Source organism: Enterobacter sp. TMH.L2, from assembly GCF_050847315.1.
GTDB lineage: Bacteria > Pseudomonadota > Gammaproteobacteria > Enterobacterales > Enterobacteriaceae > Cedecea.
This window is the reverse complement of the sequence record NZ_CP193791.1, coordinates 698,427-722,053: the sequence shown is the minus strand read 5'-3', so window position 1 is coordinate 722,053 and position 23,627 is coordinate 698,427. Positions and strand designations below refer to the sequence as shown.

The following is a 23,627-nucleotide window of genomic DNA, read 5'->3' as shown; positions in this document are numbered from 1 at the left end:
TCTGGAATCAATGCCGAAGAAGCAAAACCAGGGCAAAAAAAACCGGCGCACTCAGGCACCGGTTCTGTCACTCTGTCGGCAGGTTAAATGGCGACAGGCGCTTTGATCGCCGGATGCGGATCGTAGCCTTCAATCTCGAAGTCTTCGAAACGGTAGTCAAACAATGACTCCGGCTTACGTTTGATAACCAGCTTAGGCAGCGCGCGCGGTTCACGGGTTAGCTGCAGACGTGTCTGTTCCAGGTGATTGCTGTACAGGTGCGTATCGCCCCCGGTCCAGACAAAGTCGCCCACTTCCAGGTCGCACTGCTGCGCCATCATATGCACCAGCAGCGCATAGCTGGCGATGTTGAACGGCAAACCAAGGAAGATGTCGCAAGAGCGCTGGTAGAGTTGGCAAGAGAGTTTGCCGTCTGCCACATAGAACTGGAAAAACGCGTGGCAAGGGGCCAGCGCCATTTTATCCAGCTCGCCCACGTTCCACGCAGAGACAATAATGCGCCGAGAATCGGGATCGTTTTTCAACTGGTTGAGCACGGTGGTTAGCTGATCAATATAACGCCCGTCAGGGGTTGCCCAGGAACGCCACTGCTTGCCGTAAACCGGGCCGAGATCGCCGTTTTCATCCGCCCATTCGTCCCAAATCGTCACCTTGTTTTCCTTCAGGTACGCGATATTGGTATCGCCATTCAGGAACCACAGCAGCTCATGAATGATCGAACGCAGGTGACATTTTTTGGTGGTAACCAGCGGGAAGCCTTCCTGCAGGTTAAAGCGCATTTGATGCCCAAAAATCGACAACGTGCCGGTACCGGTACGGTCCGCTTTTGGCGTGCCCTCTTCGAGCACTTTTTTCATCAAATCAAGATACTGTTTCATGTCACCTCACGAAAGTTGCTGCTGCGGACGGCGGTAAGCCCAGACCATCATAATGATACCGGCAACAATCATCGGAATCGACAGGATCTGCCCCATGCTGATGTACTGTACCCAGGTGCCGGTGAACTGCGCATCCGGCTGGCGGAAGAATTCGACGATGATACGGAACGCACCGTAGCCAATCAGGAACAGGCCAGAGACGGCCCCCATTGGGCGAGGCTTACGAATAAACAGGTTCAGGATGATGAACAGGACAACCCCTTCCAGCGCCAGCTCATAAAGCTGAGACGGGTGGCGAGGCAGTACGCCGTAGGTATTGAACAGCGATTGCCATTCCGGGTGCGTTGCCAGCAGGCCAACGTCTTCACTGCGTGAACCAGGGAACAGCATGGCGAAGCGGAAGTTCGGGTCAACGCGGCCCCACAGTTCGCCATTGATAAAGTTGCCGAGGCGCCCAGCCCCTAAACCAAACGGGATCAGCGGAGCAATAAAATCAGAGACCTGGAAGAAAGTACGCTTGGTGCGGCGCGCAAACCAAATCATCACGCAGATAACACCGATCAGGCCGCCGTGGAAGGACATACCGCCGTCCCAGACTTTGAACAGGTAGAGAGGATCGGCAAGGAAGACCGGCAGATTGTAGAAGAAGACATAGCCCAGGCGTCCCCCCAGGAACACGCCAAGGAAACCTGCATACAGCAGATTCTCTACTTCATTTTTCGTCCAGCCGCTGCCCGGACGGCTGGCGCGGCGCCCGGCAAGCCACATGGCAAACACGAACCCGACCAGGTACATGAGCCCGTACCAGTGCAGGGAAACCGGCCCGATGGAGAAAAGCACCGGATCAAATTCAGGGAAACGCAGATAGCCACTATTCATCTGTCACCACAAGCTATTGTTACCTCACCCAAAATAGAAGGTGAGTGGCAAGTACGCACCACTCTCGATGCGCTCCGAAAGCAGCGGATCATAGCACAAACAGCCAGAGTGATTGATTACGGAAGTTGTAAAAGATGTGTAATGTCCCGGTGGTACCGGGGCATTCAGCGCGTATCCGGGAGTGTGAACCAACACCAGGCATCGAAGAAAACGAACAGGGAAACCCCTTTGGGGTTTTCGGAAGATGGGCCACAACAAGGGAAAAACCACGCTTTTTCCCTTGTTGTCAGACGGGGAAAATGTCCCGGTGAGATCGGGACATTGAGAACGGATCAGCGCCCACCGCGAATCAGGCCACCCATGCCGCGGCGCTCCATAAACGCCGCTACCTGGTGGCGCACTTCTGTCGCCATTTGAGCCTCAAGGGTACGCTGAGCAAGCACTTCGGCTTCTTCAAGCTGAATATGGCGTAACAGGTATTTAATACGCGCGACGGAACGGCCGTTCATTGAAAGATGACGGTACCCCATGCCCACAAGAATCGCGACGCACATCGGGTCACCAGCCATTTCACCGCACAGGCACAGATCGAGGTCATAGCGCTCGGCCTCACGGGCAATCAGGTTCAGCGTACGCAGCATCGCCGGATGCAGGCTATCGTAAAGGTTAGCCACCCTCGTGTTGTTACGGTCAACCGCCAGCAGATACTGAGTCAGGTCGTTTGTACCAACGGAAATAAAATCAATACGCCCGGCCAGATGCCCCAGCATGAACACCATGGAAGGCACTTCAACCATCACCCCAAGCCTGAACTTCGGCAACTGGTAGCCTAATTCCTCTTCGACTTCCCGGCCCGCACGATCGATAAGTCTGCGAGCATCATCGATTTCATCAATGCTGGTGATCATCGGCAGCAGGATACTCAAATTCCCCGTGGCCGCATTCGCACGCAGCATGGCGCGAACCTGGATCAGAAAGATCTCTGGCTGATCCAGCGTAATACGAATGCCTCGCCAGCCAAGACAGGGATTCTCCTCGCTGATAGGCATATACGGAAGCTGTTTATCCGCCCCGACGTCCAGCGTTCGCAGCGTCACAGGTTTGTCGTTAAACATCTGCAACATGCCCTGATACTGTGCAACCTGCTCTTCTTCGGACGGGAAACCGCTTTGCAGCATAAAAGGAATTTCGGTGCGGTACAGCCCGATGCCGTCGATACGGCTACCAAGCTGTTCTTCATGCTCAGGACTAAGCCCGGCATTCAGCATGACCTGCACCCGCTCGCCGCTTTTTAACGCCGCGGGCTGCTCCACATCATCTTCCGCCAGGCGACTAAGTTCGTTCTCCTCGGTCACCAGGCGCTGGTATTCCTGCAGCAAAACCGGCTCAGGATCCACCAGCAATTCACCGCGATAGCCGTCCACGATCAGCATTCGGCGATGCAGAGCCGATGGCTGAATATCCGCGCCCATGACGGTTGGGATACCGAGCGCACGGACCATAATGGCGGCATGAGAGTTTGCCGCACCATCGCGCACGACAACGCCCGCGAGACGGTTTTGCGGCAGTTCGGCAAGCGTGGTGGCTGAAAGTTCATCGGCAACCAGCACAAAGCGCTCAGGCCAGGTATTCGGGCTTTGAATCGTGTCATCTAGGTGGAACAACAGGCGCTGCCCCAGCGCTCTGAGGTCGCCCGCTCGCTCTTTCAGGTAGCTATCTGAAAGACTGGCAAACTGTTCAGCAAACTTCTCCACCACCGTTTTCACGGCCCATTCAGCGACCAGGCCTTTATCCACTTCAGCAAAAAGCTCACGCCGCAGGCGGGCGTCGGTCAGCAGGTGAGAGTAAAGATCGAAAATCGCCGCAGTCTCTTTCTGAGCCCCGGCGGCAAAACGCTTGCTGTAGCGGCGGAATTCCCCGGAAGCCTCTTCCAGCGCGGCGGTCAGACGCTCACGCTCAAGCGCCGTGTCCAGGGTCGACGCTTCAAAAACTTGCTCCATCAGCGGGACGGTTGTGTCCATCCAGCCTTCGGCAATCGCCACGCCAGGCGACGCAGGCAGCGCGCGGATACGGGTCTGGCGATACTGTCCAAACAGGGCCGCTAACTGAGACTGCGATAATATCCCGGCCATTTGCGTCGCCAGCGTAACGAGGAAAGACTCTTCGCTCTCATCGTACTGCCGGTGTTCACGCTGCTGAACAACCAGCACTCCCAGAAGCTGACGGCGCTGGATAATAGGCACGCCGAGGAACGCACGAAAACGCTCCTCTTTTACGGCGGGCACATATTTAAAGCTGGGGTGTTTTTGCGCATCTGCAAGGTTAATCGGCTCCGCGAGCCGCCCAACCAGGCCAACAATACCTTCATCAAAGGCAAGCGTGACGGTGCGGCCGCGCGGTTTCTTTAACCCACGCGTCGCCATAAGGTAAAAACAGCGGCGCTCGTGGTCGGCGAGATAAACCGAGCAAACCTCGGTATCCATCGCAAGGCAGATGTCAGTCACCAAAATGTCCAGCGCCTCATTGAGGCGCGGGGCACTGGCGACCTTTTCGACTATTTCTCGCAGACGGGTGAGCATTTTTCGCGTGACTTAACCTCTTTTACGTCGCCATGCCGGCGAGTTATTGCGTGGTGGCGTAACTTCCTGCAGTGGCATCACCACGCTGGCAAACTCTTTCATTACCCGGCGATAGACATCGCGCTTGAATGAAACAACCTGACGGACCGGATACCAATAACTGACCCAGCGCCAGCCATCGAATTCCGGCGTACTGCTGGTTTGCATGTTGATCTCACCGTCGCTGCTCAGCAACTGCAAAAGAAACCATTTTTGTTTTTGGCCGATACAAACCGGCTTTGTGTCCCAACGCACCAAACGTTTAGGTAATTTGTAACGCAACCAGTTTCGGGTCGAGGCAAGAATGCGAACATCTTTTCTTTGTAGACCGACTTCTTCGAAAAGCTCCCGGTACATTGCCTGTTCAGCGGACTCGCCAGGATTAATACCCCCCTGGGGAAATTGCCAGGAATGTTGGCCAAAGCGTCGCGCCCACATCACCTGTCCCTGCCGATTACATATTACGATCCCAACGTTGGGGCGGTAGCCATCATCATCGATCACCGGACTACCTCAAAACAAACTTAGATTGCATCGATTGTTTCATACAAGTGTCAGGCGGTAAACCACTCTCTCGGCGGCGCTCGCATGGAATAACATTTGAATAACTCACAAAAGAGAGCCGGGTTATAAACAGGGGACGGTCAAAACCGGCGGTTTTATTCACTTTTTCTGTGGATATAACTGTGAAGAACTACCGAATTACATCGGGACAACTCAGGACAACTAAAATAAGGAGCAATCCTGCCACACATTAAAGCCTTTAAATTTCATAATCATAATACTATAAAAATGACACACGAGTTTCATAATGTGATGATCGTCACATATGAAGATCGTCTACTGATGAAAGATCGCACAATGTTGTTTTTATCCACAGATTGTGCCAACAAGTTAGTCACAAATCGGTGATAAATTGTATTTTAGCGCCTCGTCAAGGCTGTAAATGGAACCAGTAGTCATGCTTTTTCCCAGTTATCCCACTTTTCTGTGGATAACATGGTGTAAGATCCTGTTCATTGTCAGTGACCAGATTTGGAAAAGCCTTTTTAACGTTGCTGCAACGAAACGGCTGACTTTAAAAACTCATTATAAATCAGAATATTGTTAATCTTATCCTCAGACGACTAAACTAAGCTTTCGCTGTGCACAAAGTGCGTTCATTTTTTAACCAAAAAACATCAACGAGTTATGCAACCAATACGTCCGCTCATCACGCCCCCACGCAGTGAAGCCGAGCTGCTCCAACAGGCGCAAAGCGTCGCCGGTTATACTCTGGGCGAACTGGCAGCCTGCGCTGGCTTACAGACGCCGAAAGACCTGAAGCGCGATAAAGGCTGGATTGGCGTGCTGCTGGAGCTGTGGCTGGGTGCCAGCGCGGGCAGCAAGCCCGAGCAAGACTTTGCCGCGCTCGGGATCGAACTGAAAACGATCCCGGTGGATAGCCTTGGCCGTCCGCTGGAAACCACGTTCGTCTGCGTCGCGCCGTTAACCGGTAATAGCGGCGTCATTTGGGAAACCAGCCATGTGCGGCATAAGCTCAAGCGCGTGCTGTGGATCCCGGTTGAGGGAGAAAGGCAGATCCCGCTTGCCGAGCGGCACGTGGGTTCTCCGCTATTATGGAGCCCTTCAGAAGAGGAAGAACAGCAGCTGCGCCTGGACTGGGAAGAACTGATGGATTTGATCGTGCTGGGCCAGGTCGAGCGCATTACCGCCCGTCACGGCGAAGTGCTGCAGCTGCGGCCAAAAGCCGCCAACAGCCGGGCGTTAACAGAGGCTATTGGCGCGGACGGCTCACCTATTCTCACGTTACCTCGCGGCTTCTACTTAAAGAAGAATTTCACCGCAGCTCTTCTCGCACGGCACTTCACGCTCTAATAGCCGCCGCAGAGAATGGAATCCAGGGTTCTGTCAGTAAGTACCGGGGAATGTTACATTTCCCTCGTCCTATTAAGAATTTACCGCTTTCTTTCCCCTGTTCATCAGGTTATTACTAAACTTATTAACAAGATCCCTTCCTGACGAGGAACATACCGATGACTAAATGGGCAGTAGCAATCTCCGCCATTGGTCTTGCCTTTGCCGTTTCAGGCTGCAGCAGTGACTACGTAATGGCCACCAAAGATGGACGAATGATTTTGACCGAGGGCAAGCCGAAGGTCGATGAAGATACCGGTCTGGTAAGCTATCGTGACCAGCAAGGTAATGAAATGCAGATCAACCGCAACGACGTTTCCCAGATTATTGAGCGCTAATCTCGCAGGGTCAGCCCCTCGGCTGGCCTGATGATTTTTCTTCTTTTCCCCTCTTTCGCTTTGCTCCGGCCTCTGCCATGTTTATAGACCTTTTGTCGGGTAACGATGCCTGACGAGTCAAAAGAACAACAGGAAGCCGGCTATGCACTATCACCGTATCCCCCACAGTTCACTTGAAGTCAGCACGCTGGGGCTGGGAACCATGACCTTTGGTGAACAAAACAGCGAGGCCGATGCCCACCAGCAGCTCGACTACGCCGTCAGTCAGGGCGTGAATCTGATTGATGTCGCGGAAATGTACCCGGTGCCGCCGCGCCCGGAAACCCAGGGCTTAACCGAGAGCTATGTCGGCAGCTGGCTTAAAGCTCGCGGCAACCGCGAAAAACTGGTTGTTGCTTCCAAAGTCACTGGCCCCACCCGCAACAACGACGCGGGCATCCGCCCAAACCAGATCCTCGACCGGAAAAACATCCGCGAGGCGCTGGATGCCAGCCTCAAACGCCTGCAAACCGATTACCTCGACCTCTACCAGGTTCACTGGCCGCAGCGTCAGACCAACATGTTTGGCAAACTGGGCTACACCTGGAGCGACACGACCTCGCTGCCGGTAACGCTGCTGGAAACCCTTGAAGCGCTGACCGAGTGCCAGCGTGCCGGGAAAATTCGCTATATCGGCGTCTCGAACGAAACCCCGTGGGGCGTGATGCGCTACCTGCAGCTTGCGGAAAAACACGATCTGCCGCGCATCGTGACCATTCAAAACCCCTACAGCCTGTTAAACCGCAGCTTTGAAGTTGGCCTGTCTGAAATCAGCCAGCACGAAGGCGTTGAGCTGCTCGCTTATTCCTGCCTAGCCTTCGGCGTGCTGTCGGGCAAATACCTTAACGGAGCCAAACCGGCCGGCGCTCGCAACACGCTGTTTAGCCGCTTCACCCGCTACAGCGGCGAGCAGTCGCAAAAAGCCGTTGCGGCCTACGTAGAAATAGCTAAACGCCATAATATCGACCCGGCGCAAATGGCGCTGGCCTTCGTTCGCCGTCAGCCGTTTGTGGCCAGCACGCTGCTCGGCGCCACGACGCTGGAACAGCTGAAAACCAACCTTGAAAGCCTGCATTTGACGCTAAGCGAAGAGGTGATTGAGGAGATTGAAGCGGTGCATCGCCTCTATACTTACCCGGCACCGTAAAAAACTAAGGCCCTCCAAAAGAGGGCCTTTTTGCTATTTATGTTTGATTTGCCACAGCCACAGGGCGCTAATCGCCAGCGCAAACACCGCCCCAAATCCAATGCCAATGCCAACGATGGACGCCCCGGTTTTCACCGCCAGTGAGAACAGACCCAGCATCAAAAGCATGGCCGTGTTTTCACCAAGGTTTTGCACGGCAATGGCGTTACCTGCCCCGACCGTGTGCTTGCCGCGCTCCTGCAGCAGCGCGTTAAGCGGCACCACAAAGAAACCGCCCAACAGGCCAATCAACACCAGCAAAGCGTAAGACGGCAACAGAGAATGCTGTAGAGCAAAAATCAGTACGCCAACGCCGATTAAAATCCCGGCGGGCATGCAGCGGGCAACGGTTTCCAAAGTCACCAACTTCGCGGCTGCTCCGGCCCCCACCACAATCCCAACCGCCACCATCGCATTAAGGTAAGTCGGCGTCGCGTTATCCGTGATCCCTAACGCCACCGGTACCCACAGCACCAGCAGGAATCGCAGCGTCACGCCCGCCCCCCAGAATAGGCTGGTGCCTACCAGCGAGAAGCGCGTTTCTCCGCTGCGCCAAAGGCTGCGGCAGGCGGAAAAGAAACTGTGCGTCATCGGCTTGAAACGCCACGACTGGCCGGGGCGCGCGGCGGCAAGTTTAGGGATAAAGACGTTGGCAACCACCGCCCCGCCGTAAACCAGCGCGCAGACAACCAGCGCCGCCGTCAGGTTCCAGTCTGCCAGCACGCCGCCGGCAACGGATCCCAGCAGGATCGCCGCAATGGTAGAAGACTCCATCAGGCCGTTGGCCTTCACCAGCCGATCGCCAGTGGTCAGCTCGCCGAGAATGCCGTATTTAGCCGGTGAATAGGCCGCCGCGCCGATGCCCACCAGCGTGTAGCCGACAAAAGGATTCAGCCCCAGCGCAATGACCGCCGCACCCACAAGCTTCATGCTGTTCGCCAGCATCATCACTCGCCCTTTGGCGAAACTGTCGGCCACCTGTCCCACAAACGGCGCAAAGAGGATGTACGCGCCAACAAACACCATTTGCAGCACGGGCTGGCTCCAGTCCGGGTAGAACTGCTGCTTGAGCACCGCGAGCGTGGCGAACAACAGCGCGTTATCGCCAAAAGCCGATAAAAACTGCGCCGCGGTGACCGCCATCATTCCCCGGGACCACAACGAACCGCTATTGCCAGCCTGTTCAGCCATGGGCTTTCTCCGCTTCATCAACCTGTGCTTTCAGGGTGACAAAATCTGGTTTTCCGCTGCCTAACACAGGCAGCTGTTTGAGGAAGCGAATATCGCGTGGCACCGCCAGCTCAGGCACGCCGTGCTCACGCGCATAATGCAGAAGTTTTTCGCGGTTAAGCTCGCTGTCGGTGGTAAACATCACCAGCGCCTCGCCTTTGGCGGCGTCGTGCTTAACGACCGTTGCATGCAATTTGTCAGGCGAAATGCCGATCGCCATCTGTTCGACCATCTCAAGCGACACCATCTCCCCGGCGATTTTGGCAAAGCGCTTCGCACGCCCCTGAATCACGCAATAGCCCTGCTCGTCAAAGGTCACGATATCGCCGGTGTCGTACCAGCCGGGTTCCATCTCACCCAGGCCATTTTTAGCCTCAGGCTTCTCCAGCACGCCCGGATTTTCCACGCGCAGATAGCCGTTCATGATGTTTGGCCCTTTTAGCTGTAGCCTTCCGCCCTGTTCAATACCGGGCACAGCCAGCAGACGAGCATCCATTGCCGGAAGAATGCGGCCCACGGTGCCCGGTTTCGCCGCCATCGGCACGTTGATAGACACCACCGGCGCGCACTCGGTCACGCCGTAGCCTTCCAGAATGCGCAGGCCAAACTTGTCCTGCCACAGCTGCTTCGTGCTTTCCTGCAGCTTTTCTGCCCCGGCAACTACATAGCGCAGGCGGAAGAAATCATACGGGTTAGCAAAACGGGCATAGTTGCCGAGGAACGTCGAGGTGCCAAAGACCACCGTGCAATTGCGGTCGTAAATAAGCTCCGGCACCACGCGGTAATGCAGCGGACTTGGGTAAAGGAACACTTCCGCCCCGGTCAGCAGCGGCGTGAACAGCCCGACCGTCAGGCCAAAAGAGTGGAAGAGCGGCAGCGCGGACATAAACCGGTCATCGGCGGTGAAGTCCGCGATGGTGCGAATCTGCTCTACGTTGGCCAACAGGCTTTTATGGCTGTGCACCACGCCTTTTGGATTGCCCTCCGAGCCGGAGGTAAACAGCACCATCGCCGCATCTTCCGGCTGCTGTTTCACCTGGGCCAGGCGAGGCGCAAGCAGATGAGCAAAGATCCACACTTTATCCTGCAGGGTGATGGTGGACCTTAAATCTTCCAGATACACCCAGCGCACCTGCGTCAGCTGTTCCGGCAGGTGCCACAGTTTGCCCTTATCCAGGAACTGCCGGGAGGTAAAGACCGTCTTGATTTGCGCCGCCGTAATCGCGCTGGTCAGCCCTTTTACGCCAGCCGTGTAGTTCATCATTGCCGGAATACGGCCCCGGGATGAAGCGCCAAAAATCACCGCCGCGCTGATCGCCGCATTCGGCAACATCAAACCAATGGTTTCACCCTGTTCGCTGTATTTATCGAGGATTCGGCCCACAAACAGCGTTTTTTTCAGCAGCGAACTGTAAGTATCTGGCTTGAAATTTATGTCTTCAATGCAGTTTTTACTCGAACCATACCGATCTTTCGCCGCCAGCAGCGCCTCAAAAAGCGTCTCACGCGGGCGCACGGCCATGCGCGCTTCCATCATGATTTGGTGCAGCATCTCGCCGGCCATTTTACGGCGATCCCTGGCCCGTGGGGCTTCTGGCATTGCAATCGACGTTGGCGGAAGAAGATGCAGGGTAATACGCGGGAAAGCCCGGCGTTTTACTAGCCCTTTCAGGCGGCTAAAGAAAGTCAGCTCCGCGCCGTCGATGCGCAAAGGCACCACCGTGGCCTGTGCTTTGGCCGCCACAAATCCAGCTCCGTCGTAGATTTTCATCAACGATCCGGTCACGCTGATGCGTCCTTCCGGGAAAATCACTACCGGGCGCCCCTGTTCCACCAGGCGCACCAGGTGCTTGATAGACATCGGTTTGGTCGGGTCCAGCGGAACAAAATCAATGAGCGGCTTAAGCCAGCGCATAAACCACTGCTGGCTTATTGAGGAGTAGACCGCAAATACGGGGCGCACCGGCAGAAAAAGTGCAACCAGGATCCCGTCCAGAAATGAGACGTGGTTTGGCACAATCAGCACCCGCTGGCGTTGAAGCACCTGCGGATCGCCGGAAAGAGTTACCCGGAACAGAATGCGAAATAGCGCACGGAAAAAAGCAAGAAGCATAGCGACTCTCTTTGTCGTCTGTCGGTCAGCATTAAGTGTAGAGTCGCAGAGTACACCAGTTGCGTTAAGTGCGGGAGGGGGCTCAAAAAATGGCAAAAAAAAACCTGCGCATCTGCGCAGGTTGGTGCAAAAGAATTGTACTCAGCAGAGTACCAGGAATTCTCACCAATCAATACCTCTGGGATCTGAATTGTCTCGTGCCGCCAGCGGCGAAACCAGCGGCAAAAAGCAAGGGAATGAGCCCAAGTGCAACCAGGTGTTTAAATTTTCGATTCTTGTTACAGGCGGCTGGATTCAGGCAAAAAAAAACCTGCGCATCCGCGCAGGTTGGTGTAATTCATAGGATCAGCAAATAATCGCTGACTTCACCTATCAATACCTCTGGGACCACAAATGTAGCAGCGGCGTCTTCCATTAAGCTATGCTGAAATCGCAACAGCCGACTGCAAAATGTAAGCAAAGATTTGGGCGGAAACGTTTAAAAATCCGCGACATGCACTAAAAAGAGGCAACCTCTTGAAGCAGGTGTAACCGTTACACGCTTTCACCTTGATTTTGCTCTACTTTGCGATATTCCCATCAGTTGTTGCCTTGCAGTCATCAGGGAATTCCGTAAAACTAAACGCAGTGTAAACGATTACCCCTAACAGGAAGGCTTTTCATGGCGACAATTAAGGATGTGGCTCGGCTGGCTGGTGTGTCTGTCGCCACGGTTTCACGCGTCATCAACCACTCCCCAAAAGCCAGCGATGCCTCAAAGCAGGCGGTGAATAGCGCCATGGAAGCGCTGAATTATCATCCCAACGCTAACGCGAGAGCCCTTGCCCAACAGGCCACGGAAACCATTGGCCTGATCGTGGGCGACGTTTCCGACCCCTTCTTTGGCGCGATGGTTAAAGCCGTGGAGCAGGTTGCCTACCGCACCGGCAACTTCCTGCTTATCGGCAATGGCTACCACAGCGAACAAAAAGAGCGCCAGGCCATTGAACAGCTTATTCGCCACCGCAGCGCGGCGCTGGTCGTTCACGCCAAAAAACTCCCTGATGAGGAGCTAATTTCGCTGATGAAGCAAATCCCCGGTATGGTGCTCATTAACCGCATTGTGCCAGGGTTTGAGCAGCGCTGCGTTGCGCTGGATGACCGCTACGGCGCCTGGCTTGCGACGCGCCATTTGATTCAGCAGGGGCACACCCGCATCGGCTACATCTGTTCCAACCACCAGATATCGGACGCAGAAGACCGCCTTCAGGGCTACTACGACGCGCTCCGCGAGCACAATATCCCCGTCAACGAGCGTCTGGTGACCTTTGGTGAACCCGATGAAAGCGGCGGCGAGCAGGCCCTGACGGAGCTGCTGGGACGCGGCAAAAACTTCACCGCCGTGGCCTGCTACAACGACTCAATGGCCGCCGGGGCGATGGGCGTGCTGAACGACAACGGCATTGATGTACCCGGTGAGATTTCGCTGATTGGCTTTGATGACGTGTTAATTTCACGCTACGTGCGGCCCAGGCTGACCACGGTTCGCTACCCGATTGTGACCATGGCGACTCAGGCAGCAGAGCTCGCGCTGGCGCTGGCCGAAAACCTGCCGCTGCCGGAAATCACCCATATGTTCAGCCCGACGCTGGTGCGCCGACATTCGGTGGCCTCTCCGGGCGACAACACTTAAAGCGTAAGTTGATAAAGATGTACGGGCTGGTCGGGGTAATCCAGCCCGTCGCCAATGTAGCGCCAGCCAAACCGTTCATAATAGGTCTTACAGGCCGAATACAGATACAAAGACTCAAAACCCAGCTGGCGGGCATATTCCACGACGTGTCTCTGTAAAATCTCGCCCAGTCCCTTTCCTCGCTGGCTTTCATCAATATACAGCGCCGCCAGCCAGGGCCAGAGATCCTGCCGGCTGATCAAATCACAGCGCCACAGCCCCACGGTCCCCACCATCTTTTCGCCCTCCAGCGCAATAAACGTCAGGGGCATTTCGCCTTCCCGCTGGCTGGCGGCAACAATAGACGCAAAAAAGCCTCGGCTTTCCTGACTGCCAAACGCCTGCCAAAGCCACTCCGTGACTTGCTCTGCGTGCTGAGGGGCCTGGTATAACGGGACAATTTTCACAACGATATACTCCTAAAAAACCACACCAAATTCTGAAAGCGTGATCCGGGACGACAATTTGCACGGCGAAACGGCAAGGCCGCTTGCGGGCGAAACTCCTGTGATAAACTGCTGGAAAATCGCGACAGCGTCCAGATCGGGAAGGAAACAATGGTAACAATGTTAGATGTCTCGTTACGCGCAGGGGTTTCCAAAGCGACGGTATCTCGCGTGTTAAACGGCACCGGACAGGTTAAAGCAAGCACCCGCGAACAGGTATTTAAGGCCATGGAAGAGCTGGGCTATAAGCCTAATTTTCTGGCACGATCGCTGGCAAACCGCAGCAGCAACAGTATCGGGCTGGTTGTCTCCACCTTCGATGGCTTCTACTTCGGGCGCCTGCTGCAGCAGGCTTCACGCCGCACGGAATTCTACGGTAAACAGCTGATTGTCACCGACGGGCATGACACGCCTGAAAAAGAGCTGGATGCCGTACAAATGCTGGCGGACAGGCACTGCGACGCCATCGTTCTCTACACGCGTTTTATGAGCGAACGGGCGTTGATGTCGCTGATGAATGCGATTCAGGTGCCGCTGGTCGTCATTAACCGGGACGTCACCCAGGCCCGTGAACGCTGCGTCTTCTTCGAGCAGCAGGATGCCGCCTTTCAGGCCACCGAATACCTGATCCAGCAAGGTCACCGGGAAATTGCCTGCATTACCGTGCCTATTTCCACGCCAACCGGCAAGGCGCGCCTGATGGGGTACCGGAAAGCACTGCAAAAACATGGCATTGCGTGGGATGAGAGCCGGGTGAAATACGGGGATTCCAGCATGACCGAAGGGCACCACCTGTGCCAGGAGCTGCTGACCAGCGGCGTGACCTTCAGTGCGCTGTTTTCCTGTAACGACGATATGGCGCTGGGTGCCTCTAAAGCGCTGCACCAGGCCGGGATCCGTATTCCACAGGATATTTCGCTGTTCGGCTTTGATGACGCGCCTAGCGCCCAGTGGCTGGAACCAGCGCTGTCATCCGTCTATCTGCCCATCGACAACATGATCATTACCGCCATCGATCAGGCCATTAAGCTAGCGAGCGGCGAACCGTTAGCCCCCATCCCGCCATTTGTGGGGACGCTGGTACTGAGGGACTCCGTTGCGCCCGGCCCCTTTTTCGAGGCCGGACGGAAAGTCTCAAAGTAGCTCGAGCGCCAGCAGCTCCTGAATCGTCTGGCGGCGGCGAATCAGGCGCGCGCTGCCGTTATCAAACAGCACTTCCGGCAGCAGCGGACGACTATTGTAGTTAGAGGACATAGAAGCCCCGTATGCGCCGGTATCGTGCAGCACCAGGTAATCACCCGGTTTTACCGGCGGCAGCAGGCGGGTTTCTACCTTGCCGCCTTCCTGCTGGGTAAATACATCCCCGGACTCGCACAGCGGCCCCGCCACCACGGTTTCTTTCGGCTCCAGTGCGGACAGATCCCTCCCGTCACCCGCCAGCGCAGAAATATGGTGGTAGCTGCCGTACATAGACGGACGCATCAGATCGTTAAAACCAGCGTCGATCAGCACAAAGTGGCGGGATCCCATATCTTTCACCGCGCGCACCTGCGAAACCAGCACCCCGGCTTCCGCCACCAGGAAACGCCCCGGCTCGATCTCCAGCTTCACCGGGTGCCCCAGATGAGCGGCAATTTTTTCGCGCGCGGTATTCCACAGGCCGAAATAGTGATCGGTATTGATCGTTTCCTCACCTTCGCGGTAAGGAATGGACAGCCCACCACCCGCAGAAATCGCCTCAAGATCCTGGCCGAAGTCGATGACCTGCTGCACCATCGCGCCGCACACCTGTTCGAGATGGCCATAATCCACGCCGGAACCAATGTGCATATGGATTCCCACCAGATGAATGCCGTAGCGCTGCATAGCTTCCAGCGCTTTCGGCATATCGCTCAGCCAGATACCGTGCTTACTGTTCTCGCCGCCGGTGTTGGTTTTCTGGCTGTGCCCGTGTCCAAAGCCCGGGTTAATACGCAGCCAGACACGGTGCCCTGGCGAGACTTCGCCGAGCTGATGCAGCATATCCACAGATCCGATATTGACCGGGATTTTCTGCTCGGCCACCAGCGCCAGCGTGGCGTTGTCGATCACGTCGGCGGTAAAGACGATATCATCCGGGTTTTCCAGCGGCTTGTAGCCTGCCGCCAGCGCGCGCTCGATTTCCCCCTGCGACACCGAATCCACCTTCACGCCCTGCTCACGCATCAGTTTCAGGATGTGGATATTCGAGCAAGCCTTTTGGGCAAAGCGAATCACATCAAACTGGCGCAGTTTGGCAATTTGCTGGCGAATGATCTCCGCATCATATACCCAAACCGGGCAGCCAAATTCAGCGGGCAGGGTCAGCAAGTTTTGCGCGTTCAGCGCGGTGGTGGTGTCGTGCAGCGAGCGTGGCATGGTGAACTCCGGTAAACGTCATTTTCCCTATTACGCCACAGAAAGTGAGGGATAAAAAATATCGTTTTCTAGCGAGTCTATTCAAATATGATATGGTTTAGAAAATGCCCCTCACCCTAACCCTCTCCCCAGAGGGGAGAGGGGACAGTAAATTGCCCCGATGCAATTTCTGTTTCCCCTTCAAGGAATAGGGCCGGAGTGAGGGTAATCAACATCAGCGGAACAACACCATGCCAGCCATCAACCTGCGCCACATCGAAATCTTCCACGCCGTGATGACGGCCGGCAACCTCACCGAAGCCGCAGGCCTGCTGCACACCTCCCAGCCCACGGTCAGCCGGGAGCTGGCGCGCTTTGAAAAGCTTATCGGCCTGCAGCTGTTCGAGCGCAGTCGGGGCCGCCTCTACCCCACCGTTCAGGGACTGCGGCTGTTTGAAGAAGTTCAGCGCTCCTGGTACGGGCTGGATCGTATTATTAATGCCGCCGAAAGCCTGCGTGAGTTCCGCCAGGGCGAACTGTCTATTGCCTGCCTGCCGGTATTTTCTCAGTCATTTCTGCCGCGCCTGATACACCCTTTCCTGGCCCGCTACCCGGAGCTCAGCCTGAACATCGTGCCGCAGGAATCCCCGCTGCTGGAAGAGTGGCTTTCCGCCCAACGCCACGACCTGGGGCTGACGGAAAACATCACCACGCCTGCCGGGACGGAACGCCAAACCCTACTCACTCTGAATGAAGTTTGCGTGCTGCCCGCCGGGCACAAACTAGCCGCGAAAGCAGAACTCACACCGCAGGATTTTGCCGGGGAAAATTACATCAGCCTGTCTAGAACCGACAGCTATCGGCAACTGCTGGACTCGCTGTTTCAGGAATATGACGTAAAACGAAGAATGGTGGTGGAAACGCACAGCGCCGCGTCCGTCTGCGCGATGGTTCAGGCGGGGGCTGGCGTGTCTATCGTCAACCCGTTAACCGCGCTGGATTACCACGAACGCGGCGTGGTGGTACGCCCGTTCAGCGTGGCGGTGCCTTTTACCGTCAGCCTGATTCGGCCCCTGCACCGCCCGGCATCAGCCCTGGTCAGCGCGTTCAGCGACCACTTACAGCACAACATGCATCTGTATAGCGACCCGCTCAACGCGCTGCTCAACCGCTAGCTTATTGCCCGGTCACCGGCTGCTGATGCCCCGTGCCGTTGCTAAAGTTAATCAGGCAAAGTATCAGGCCAACCACTGCCAGCGCAGCCGCGGCGACCGGCACCGCCGTCAGGCCGAAGCCACGATCAATGACCGTGCCGCCAACCCAGGCACCGAGCGCATTGCCGACGTTAAAGGCCGCAATATTCAGCGTGGACACCAGATTAGGTGCTTCTTTGCCGTGCAGCACCACGTTGATTTGCAGCGCCGGTACCGTGGCAAACGCCGCCATCGCCCACAGGAACAGCGTGATTTCCGCGAGCCATGCGGCATGGCTTGTCCAGCTGAACAGTAACGAGAAGACCGCAATCAGGCTGAAGCTGAGGATCAGGCTGAACGAGACTCGCCAGTCCGCCAGCCGCCCACCCAGAATGTTCCCCACCGTCAGCCCCGCACCGATCAGGAACAGCGTCCAGCTCACGCCCTCTGGCGTAATGCCTGTCACCTGTAGCAGCATCGGTGCAACATAGCTGAACAGCGCGAACATCGCCGCAGAGAAGAACACCGTCATACTAAGCGATAGCCAAAGCTTGCCGTGCGCCAGCGCTTTGATTTCGCTTTTTAAGTCAGTGGCTTCTTCATCTTTCTGCGAAGGCAGGCTCACTCCCAGCGCCAGAAACGCAATCACCCCAATAACGGCCACGCCCCAGAAAGTAGCTCGCCAGCCGTAAAGCTGTCCGAACCAGGTGCCAATCGGCACGCCCAGCACGTTAGCCAGCGTCAAGCCGGTAAACATCAGCGCTACCGCCGAAGCCTTGCGCCCGGCAGGTACGAGGCTTGCCGCGACGACTGCGCCAATCCCGAAGAACGCGCCGTGACACAGCGCCGTAATAACGCGCGCCAGCATCAGGAAGTTGTAGCTCAGCGCGAGGGCGCACAGCAGGTTGCCAACAATGAAAATCACCATCAGCAAAATTAACGACAGCTTGCGCGGCAGTCGGGCGGTCAGCAGCGCCATGATAGGCGCGCCAATGGCGACCCCCAGCGCATAGCCGCTGATCAGCCAGCCGGCGAAGGGAATGGAGACATGGAGATCCCCTGCCACTTCGGGCAGCAGTCCCATAATCACGAACTCCGTCGTGCCGATGGCGAACGCACTCATCGCCAGCGCCAGTAAGGAAACAGGCATTGTATAACTCCGGTTGCAGACATGATGAAAAGCCATTGCTGTGCGCAATCGCCTGTAGTGTGAGGATTTCAGAGGAGCAGCTTTTTGGAATAATGTGCGCTACATAACAAATTTATAACACATTAGCGGCCGGGCATGACCCGGCTCGTCGTGGGGAAAAAACACTAATTACGATTATTTAATTGATATATAAGGATAAAAGATTACTCTTCACCGCACATAAAGCGAACTGCATCGGCGGCGTGGATGGCGGCGGTATCAAACACCGGCAGCGGGCAGTCCTGCTGGCTGAGCAGCAGGCCAATTTCGGTACAGCCGAAAATAACCCCTTCCGCCCCCTGCGCCTGCAGCGCCTGAATCACCTGCTGATAATAGCGCTTCGACTCAGGGTTGATCACCCCGAGGCACAGCTCATCGAAGATTATCTGGTTGATACGCTGACGCTGGGAGGCGTCAGGAATAATCGAGCGGATCCCGAACTGCGCCTGCAGGCGGCCACGATAAAAATCCTGTTCCATGGTGTAGCGCGTGCCCAGCAAGGCCACCTGGCTTACGCCCTGAGCCGCAATCACCCGCCCGGTGGCGTCGGCGATGTGCAGAAACGGCAGCGAGCAGCGGGATTCAATATGCTCCGCGACTTTGTGCATAGTGTTTGTACACAGCACAATGCCTTCAGCCCCGGCCTTTTGCAGCCCCAGCGCCGCCTCAGCCAGCATCTCACCGGCCTTGTCCCACTCACCGGCAGACTGGCAGGCCTCAATCTCGTGAAAATCGACGCTGTGCAGCACAATTTTGGCCGAATGCAGCCCGCCCAGACGCTGCTTGATCCCTTCGTTAATTAATCGGTAGTAAGGAATGGTGGATTCCCAGCTCATGCCGCCCAGCAGCCCAATCGTTTTCATTGTCATCCCCTTTTGCCATTTCCCTTCGGTTATAACCCTTATTCCGGTAAGAAAAAAGCCTCCGAAGGGAGGCTTTAAAAGGAATGCAGCGCGCTAAACAATTTCCAGCTTTTTCTGCCTATCGGCCATGACATTGCGCATTAGCACGTAGCCACAGGCGCCAATCAGGCCAAGCAAAGCCGCCAGCACGACGATGAGGGATTTCCCCGGGCCTTCTTTTTTCAACGGCAAAGAAGGATTCATTTGATAGCGGAAGGGCTGGAAGTCAACGTCGTTAACCTTGACCTGCTCCAGTTTAGTTAAATAGTACTCCCGGTTTTGAACGCTGGCGTTTAATTCCGCCACATCTTTAAGCGCGGATTCAATTTTCAGTTTTTCGGCCAGCCCATCAGCCCCCAGCGCAACCGAGTAATCAGGATCGTCTTTTACCGCTTGCCCATTGCTGTATACCGGCTTTTTAATTCCCGCCGCGTTAGCAACTTCAAGCGAGTAGCCCAGACGCTGAATATTAACTTTATGCTGGTTTTCGAGGTTTCTCTTATCCAGATCGAGTTTATCTTTCTCTACCGCGCTTTTTAATTCAACGCTATAGCGTAAATTTTGCACAACATCCTGATTAACTCGCTGCGCAATAAAGTGAATATAACCGCTCAGCACTTCCCTGGCCTCTTCTGGATTCGGTCCAGTGAAGCTTAAAGCCCATGAGGTATAGGGGATGGCATCCGGAAGTTTAGAATCTGCGGTATTTACCGATTTGAATTTTGCAGCCGTTTCCTGAATAGCCTGGTGTAGTTTTACGCTATCGTCCGAGTTAACGGCATTAACAAGCTTTTTAACATACTCAGAATTGGCCAAATACTCTTCACGCAACGCCTGCGAGTCAAAGTCTTTCAGGAAGGCTTGATAAACATGCCCGGCGTCGACATTAGGTGCTGCATCCAGAACCGTCAGCTCAACCATCGCGCGGTGCAACTCGATTAGCTGAGAGGATTCTGGCGGCGTAATAACGGCCTTGCTTGACCATTTCTGCGGCATCAAAAAGCTAACGCCCAACCCGGCTAATGCAGCAGCAAATGTGATAGCAATTATCGTTTTTTTTGCCGCGAAAAGGGTACTTAACAGGTGAATCAAATCAATTTCCTGACTCGATTCAGTTATCACCGAAAACGCACGGATATCTTCCACAGGAGCATTTTTTAATTCAATTGCGGACATGTTAACCAACTCATAATAGATGCCAGACGAAACTATACCGACAGGAAACCAATGGATTGAGCACAGAGCTAAATAACAACAAAATAATCAATGATATTTAACACCACGCATTCATAGAACCGAGCATGGTTGAAGAGAAGCAAAGCATTGCGCCATTATTCCCAAGAATAATCCTAAAAACAACCACCAAATATTGAGATTTGTTTTTTTTTCAGAAATAGAAATGCGATCCAACTCACTTTTCATGGCGTGTCAGGTCAGAGACTGCGTTGAGTTTGGCGAAGCATACTCTCAGCACGTTGTGGAAATTAATCGAATGAAAAATATATGTTAACTCTCATTGAGATCACATTAGAGAGAAAGGGCTATCGGTTCTTCACGGAAAAGAAGCTGCTTTGCCCGGGAAGATTCCCCCTCTTCCTCCCCCCAAAAACGAGCGATCTCGGCCTGAACCCAGTCGCTAAAATAGCCGACTCGCGGCAGCTCCCGCTTACCCTGGGGGATCTCCAGCCAGTAACCATTTCCGCTTTCAAGCTCCAGCTCTGCCAGCGGCACCAATAACCCGCCACGCAGCTCGTTGCGGATCATCATCCTGTCGAGCACCGCATAGCCTGCCCCGGTCACACAGGCGTTGATCACCTGATCCTCGGTGCTGAACTCCAGCCCGCCGGAAAGCAGACTGTCATTTTCTCCCTTCGCAGCAAGCCAGCGCGACCAGTTATCCAGTCGGATGTCGCCGTTAAGAATATGCAGCTGTGGCTGCGAGGCCAGCGGGGGAAAGACGCCGTCAATCATCAGCAGCGGGCTTGCCACCAGCAGCAGTTTTTCATGGCACAGCCACTGCCCCCGTCCTTCACTTTCCTGGCGGGTGCCAAAGCGGATGGCGCAGTCAAAATCGCTGTATTTCTGCCGGGTTTCGCTGATAAGGGCAATTTGTAGCTGGCCGTTGCGCTGGCGAAGCGCCACCAGCCGCGGTGCCAGCCAGCGGGTGGCAAAGGTCGGAGCAACCTGCAGGCGAAGATGCTGGAGAGGATTGCGCAGCTGAACGTGGCACACGCCCTCTTCAAGAATATCCAGAGACTGGCGTACCACCGGCAACAGCAGCATCGCGTCCTGGGTCAACTCCAGCCCGCTGTGGGTACGCACGAACAGCAGCTTGCCGAGAAACGCCTCGAGCTGTTTGATTTGCCGACTGGCCGCGCTCTGGGTAATGCACAAGGCCTGCGCCGCTTTGCTAAAGCTAAGCGTCCGGCAAGTCTCTTCAAAGACCCTTAACATACTGAGTGACGGGAGTTTTCTCATTGTTGTCATTATCCGCGGGCGAGCGCCAGTCATGTTAATAATATGTTTCTAACCTGCCCTGAAACACCATCCCCCGCCGCAGCTATTTCTGCAAAACAGGAGGAGGATCACATGCGTTTTTTGCCTGGGGGTATGACTAAAACGCACTCGCCTGCTGAGGCGCTTTACTGCCACATTGTTAACGTACTTGAAACATAAAAAATACAAATACCCTACAAAACCACCTCACAGGAGGAGGCATCATGTCCCACCTGACACAACAGTACACCCGTATGGATGACGTGCCGTTAAACCGTTTCCATATCAAAATCGCCGGCCTGACCTTCGGCGCACACTTTACCGACGGCTACGTGCTCGGCGTCATCGGCTTCGCGCTGGCCCAAATCAAACCTCAAATGGGGTTAACGCCCTTCTGGGAAGGGATGCTCGGCAGTTCGGCGCTGATCGGCCTGTTTCTCGGCAGCCTGGTGTTGGGCTGGATCTCCGATTACGTTGGCCGCCAGAAGATCTTCTGCTTCAGCTTCGTGGTGATAACCCTCGCTTCGGCGCTGCAGTTTTTCGCCACCACGCCAGAACAGTTGTTCTTCTTGCGGGTAATGGTCGGCATCGGCCTCGGCGGCGACTTCTCCGTCGGCCACACTATGCTGGCCGAGTTTTCCCCCCGAAAACATCGCGGCGTCCTGCTCGGCTCATTCAGCGTGATCTGGACCTTTGGCTACGTGGCCGCAGGCTTTGCCGGGCACTTCCTGACGGCGCTAGGGCCGGACGCCTGGCGCTGGCTGCTCTCTTCTTCCGCTCTGCCCGCGCTGATTATTCTGCTGATGCGCATCGGCACGCCGGAATCCCCGCGCTGGCTGATGGGCAAAGGGCGACGAGAAGAAGCGATGGCGATTGTCCATAAACACTTCGGCCCTAACGTGCTGCTGGTGGATGAAGCCCCCGTCGCCTCAAAACAGCGCTTTATGTCGCTGTTCGGGCCGAAATACCGCCGCCGCACCGCCTTCAACAGTCTGTTTTTTGTCTGCCTGGTGATCCCGTATTTCGCCATATACACCTTCCTGCCGTCGATTCTGCAGGTAATGGGGCTGAACAATAACTTCACCACCGACCTACTGCTGAACGCCCTGCTGATCGTCGGCGCGCTGCTCGGGATCCTGCTGACGGTGGTCTGCTCGCGCCGTGGCTTCCTGATCGGCTCGTTCGTCTTCCTCGCCGCCTGCCTGGTGATGCTCAGCATCATTCCGGTCAGCCAGTCCGGCTGGTTAATTCTGTTCTTTGCCGCCTTCACGCTGGTGATGTCGGCGGTCAGCAATCTGGTGGGCGTCTTCCCGGCTGAAAGTTTCCCGACGGAAGTGCGCTCGATGGGCGTCGGCTTTGCCACCTCCATGAGCCGCCTCGGCTCCGCCATCGGCACCGGCTTACTGCCGCTGGCCATTCTGAATTACGGCATGCAGGCCACCACCGGCATGCTGGCGCTGATCCTCGTCATCGGTGCCGTTGTCTCTCTCGCCTGGGCGCCTGAAACCAAAGGGTTAACCCTGGTCGATGCCGCTCACGATCCGGCCCAGCGCCACGGCAATGCCGCCGCTGAACCGGCTAAATAACGCTCACGCTTAACAGGAGAAGTCTCGTGGAAATGTATATCGGAGAAGGGTTTGAAGGTAACGGCGTTAACGCCTCGCACATCAACATCATGATTGGCCCACGCAGCGGCGTGGTTGGCCAGGCGTTTTCCAGCAGCCTCGCTTCACCCAGCCAGGGTCATTGCCCGTTTATGGTGGTGATCAAACCTAACGTTCCGGCCAAACCGATGACGCTGTACGTCAACAAAGCGGAAATCAGCGGCGAGCTGCACGGCAATGCCACCTGGGGAGCCTCTCAGGCCGCCATCGCCAAAGCGGTCACCGAAGCACTTCTGGACGGCACGCTGCCGCCGGAAGCGGAAGACAGCTGGTGCATCGTCACCGCCAACTGGGTCAATCCCGGCTGCAACGATATCGACGAGGTGTACCACAACAACTACCGCGCCTGCCGCCAGGCCATCCGCGCGGCCATGGGCAAACTACCGCAGCGCAGCCAGATTGCCGACGCCCTGCCGCAGCTCGGTAACCCTTTCTACACCCCAAAAGCCTGA

The 23,627-nt window shown here is 55.6% G+C and carries 20 protein-coding genes; 8 read left to right on the top strand and 12 right to left on the bottom strand.

Annotated features, from left to right (window positions below; translation table 11 throughout):
* Positions 1-83 precede the first annotated feature (83 nt).
* The 4 genes from thyA to rppH all read right to left on the bottom strand — a co-directional run bounded on the left by thyA (position 84) and on the right by rppH (position 4,879).
* Positions 84-878, bottom strand: a complete 795-nt coding sequence (gene thyA, locus ACREYP_RS03500; RefSeq protein ID WP_008458459.1) for a thymidylate synthase — start codon at positions 876-878, stop codon at positions 84-86.
* Positions 879-884: 6 nt separating this feature from the next.
* Positions 885-1,757: a prolipoprotein diacylglyceryl transferase gene (gene lgt, locus ACREYP_RS03495; RefSeq protein ID WP_336819631.1), complete on the bottom strand. Its 873-nt coding sequence runs from the start codon at positions 1,755-1,757 to the stop codon at positions 885-887.
* Between the two features lie 332 nt (positions 1,758-2,089).
* Positions 2,090-4,336 carry a phosphoenolpyruvate--protein phosphotransferase gene (gene ptsP / locus ACREYP_RS03490; RefSeq protein ID WP_008458464.1) on the bottom strand — a complete coding sequence of 749 codons (2,247 nt, stop codon included), beginning with the start codon at positions 4,334-4,336 and terminating at the stop codon, positions 2,090-2,092.
* A 12-nt stretch (positions 4,337-4,348) separates the two neighbouring features.
* A complete protein-coding gene (gene rppH / locus ACREYP_RS03485) occupies positions 4,349-4,879 on the bottom strand; it encodes an RNA pyrophosphohydrolase (RefSeq protein WP_008458467.1) in 531 nt (176 codons plus the stop codon).
* A 687-nt stretch (positions 4,880-5,566) separates the two neighbouring features.
* Here rppH and mutH point away from each other — a divergent pair.
* The 3 genes from mutH to ACREYP_RS03470 all read left to right on the top strand — a co-directional run bounded on the left by mutH (position 5,567) and on the right by ACREYP_RS03470 (position 7,816).
* Positions 5,567-6,253 carry a DNA mismatch repair endonuclease MutH gene (gene mutH, locus ACREYP_RS03480; protein WP_008458468.1) on the top strand — a complete coding sequence of 229 codons (687 nt, stop codon included), beginning with the start codon at positions 5,567-5,569 and terminating at the stop codon, positions 6,251-6,253.
* Positions 6,254-6,411: 158 nt separating this feature from the next.
* Positions 6,412-6,630, top strand: coding sequence for a YgdI/YgdR family lipoprotein (locus ACREYP_RS03475; protein ID WP_008458470.1), 219 nt, complete (start codon positions 6,412-6,414; stop codon positions 6,628-6,630).
* A 142-nt stretch (positions 6,631-6,772) separates the two neighbouring features.
* On the top strand, positions 6,773-7,816 hold the full coding sequence (locus ACREYP_RS03470; RefSeq protein WP_336819633.1) for an NADP(H)-dependent aldo-keto reductase: 1,044 nt from the start codon (positions 6,773-6,775) through the stop codon (positions 7,814-7,816).
* A 33-nt stretch (positions 7,817-7,849) separates the two neighbouring features.
* Here the strand turns inward: ACREYP_RS03470 and lplT are convergent, their stop codons facing one another.
* Entirely contained in the window at positions 7,850-9,046 is a 1,197-nt protein-coding gene (lplT, locus tag ACREYP_RS03465) for a lysophospholipid transporter LplT (protein WP_008458475.1), read from the bottom strand.
* Positions 9,039-11,198, bottom strand: coding sequence for a bifunctional acyl-ACP--phospholipid O-acyltransferase/long-chain-fatty-acid--ACP ligase (aas, locus tag ACREYP_RS03460; RefSeq protein ID WP_336819634.1), 2,160 nt, complete (start codon positions 11,196-11,198; stop codon positions 9,039-9,041). Before aas ends, lplT begins: the two co-directional genes overlap by 8 nt.
* A 661-nt stretch (positions 11,199-11,859) precedes the next feature.
* Between aas and galR the strand changes: the two genes are divergently transcribed.
* Positions 11,860-12,870 (top strand): HTH-type transcriptional regulator GalR, encoded by a 1,011-nt coding sequence (gene galR / locus ACREYP_RS03455; protein WP_336819636.1) that lies wholly within the window; start codon positions 11,860-11,862, stop codon positions 12,868-12,870.
* Here the strand turns inward: galR and ACREYP_RS03450 are convergent.
* Entirely contained in the window at positions 12,867-13,316 is a 450-nt protein-coding gene (locus tag ACREYP_RS03450; protein ID WP_336819637.1) for a GNAT family N-acetyltransferase, read from the bottom strand. The two genes, galR and ACREYP_RS03450, sit on opposite strands and share 4 nt — an antisense overlap.
* Before the next feature lie 150 nt (positions 13,317-13,466).
* On the opposite strand from ACREYP_RS03450, the gene ACREYP_RS03445 reads away from it, so the two are divergent.
* On the top strand, positions 13,467-14,498 hold the full coding sequence (locus ACREYP_RS03445) for a LacI family DNA-binding transcriptional regulator (RefSeq protein WP_071530500.1): 1,032 nt from the start codon (positions 13,467-13,469) through the stop codon (positions 14,496-14,498).
* Here ACREYP_RS03445 and lysA read toward each other — a convergent pair.
* Positions 14,490-15,752, bottom strand: a complete 1,263-nt coding sequence (gene lysA / locus ACREYP_RS03440) for a diaminopimelate decarboxylase (protein ID WP_008458484.1) — start codon at positions 15,750-15,752, stop codon at positions 14,490-14,492. The two genes, ACREYP_RS03445 and lysA, sit on opposite strands and share 9 nt — an antisense overlap.
* 230 nt (positions 15,753-15,982) lie before the next feature.
* On the opposite strand from lysA, the gene ACREYP_RS03435 reads away from it, so the two are divergent.
* Positions 15,983-16,906: a LysR family transcriptional regulator gene (locus ACREYP_RS03435; RefSeq protein ID WP_166878279.1), complete on the top strand. Its 924-nt coding sequence runs from the start codon at positions 15,983-15,985 to the stop codon at positions 16,904-16,906.
* A 1-nt stretch (position 16,907) separates the two neighbouring features.
* On the opposite strand, the gene ACREYP_RS03430 is transcribed toward ACREYP_RS03435, so the two are convergent.
* The 4 genes from ACREYP_RS03430 to ACREYP_RS03415 all read right to left on the bottom strand — a co-directional run bounded on the left by ACREYP_RS03430 (position 16,908) and on the right by ACREYP_RS03415 (position 21,493).
* A complete protein-coding gene (locus ACREYP_RS03430; RefSeq protein ID WP_498881100.1) occupies positions 16,908-18,074 on the bottom strand; it encodes an MFS transporter in 1,167 nt (388 codons plus the stop codon).
* Between the two features lie 203 nt (positions 18,075-18,277).
* A complete protein-coding gene (locus ACREYP_RS03425) occupies positions 18,278-18,976 on the bottom strand; it encodes an aspartate/glutamate racemase (protein WP_166878276.1) in 699 nt (232 codons plus the stop codon).
* A 93-nt stretch (positions 18,977-19,069) separates the two neighbouring features.
* Positions 19,070-20,191: an LPS O-antigen length regulator Wzz(fepE) gene (gene wzz(fepE), locus ACREYP_RS03420; RefSeq protein WP_336819639.1), complete on the bottom strand. Its 1,122-nt coding sequence runs from the start codon at positions 20,189-20,191 to the stop codon at positions 19,070-19,072.
* A 351-nt stretch (positions 20,192-20,542) separates the two neighbouring features.
* A complete protein-coding gene (locus ACREYP_RS03415; protein ID WP_336819640.1) occupies positions 20,543-21,493 on the bottom strand; it encodes a LysR substrate-binding domain-containing protein in 951 nt (316 codons plus the stop codon).
* Between the two features lie 242 nt (positions 21,494-21,735).
* Here ACREYP_RS03415 and ACREYP_RS03410 point away from each other — a divergent pair, with 242 nt between their 5' ends.
* Both ACREYP_RS03410 and fae read left to right on the top strand, forming a co-directional pair.
* Positions 21,736-23,097 carry an MFS transporter gene (locus ACREYP_RS03410; RefSeq protein ID WP_166995939.1) on the top strand — a complete coding sequence of 454 codons (1,362 nt, stop codon included), beginning with the start codon at positions 21,736-21,738 and terminating at the stop codon, positions 23,095-23,097.
* Positions 23,098-23,123: 26 nt separating this feature from the next.
* Positions 23,124-23,627 (top strand): formaldehyde-activating enzyme, encoded by a 504-nt coding sequence (gene fae / locus ACREYP_RS03405; protein ID WP_336819642.1) that lies wholly within the window; start codon positions 23,124-23,126, stop codon positions 23,625-23,627.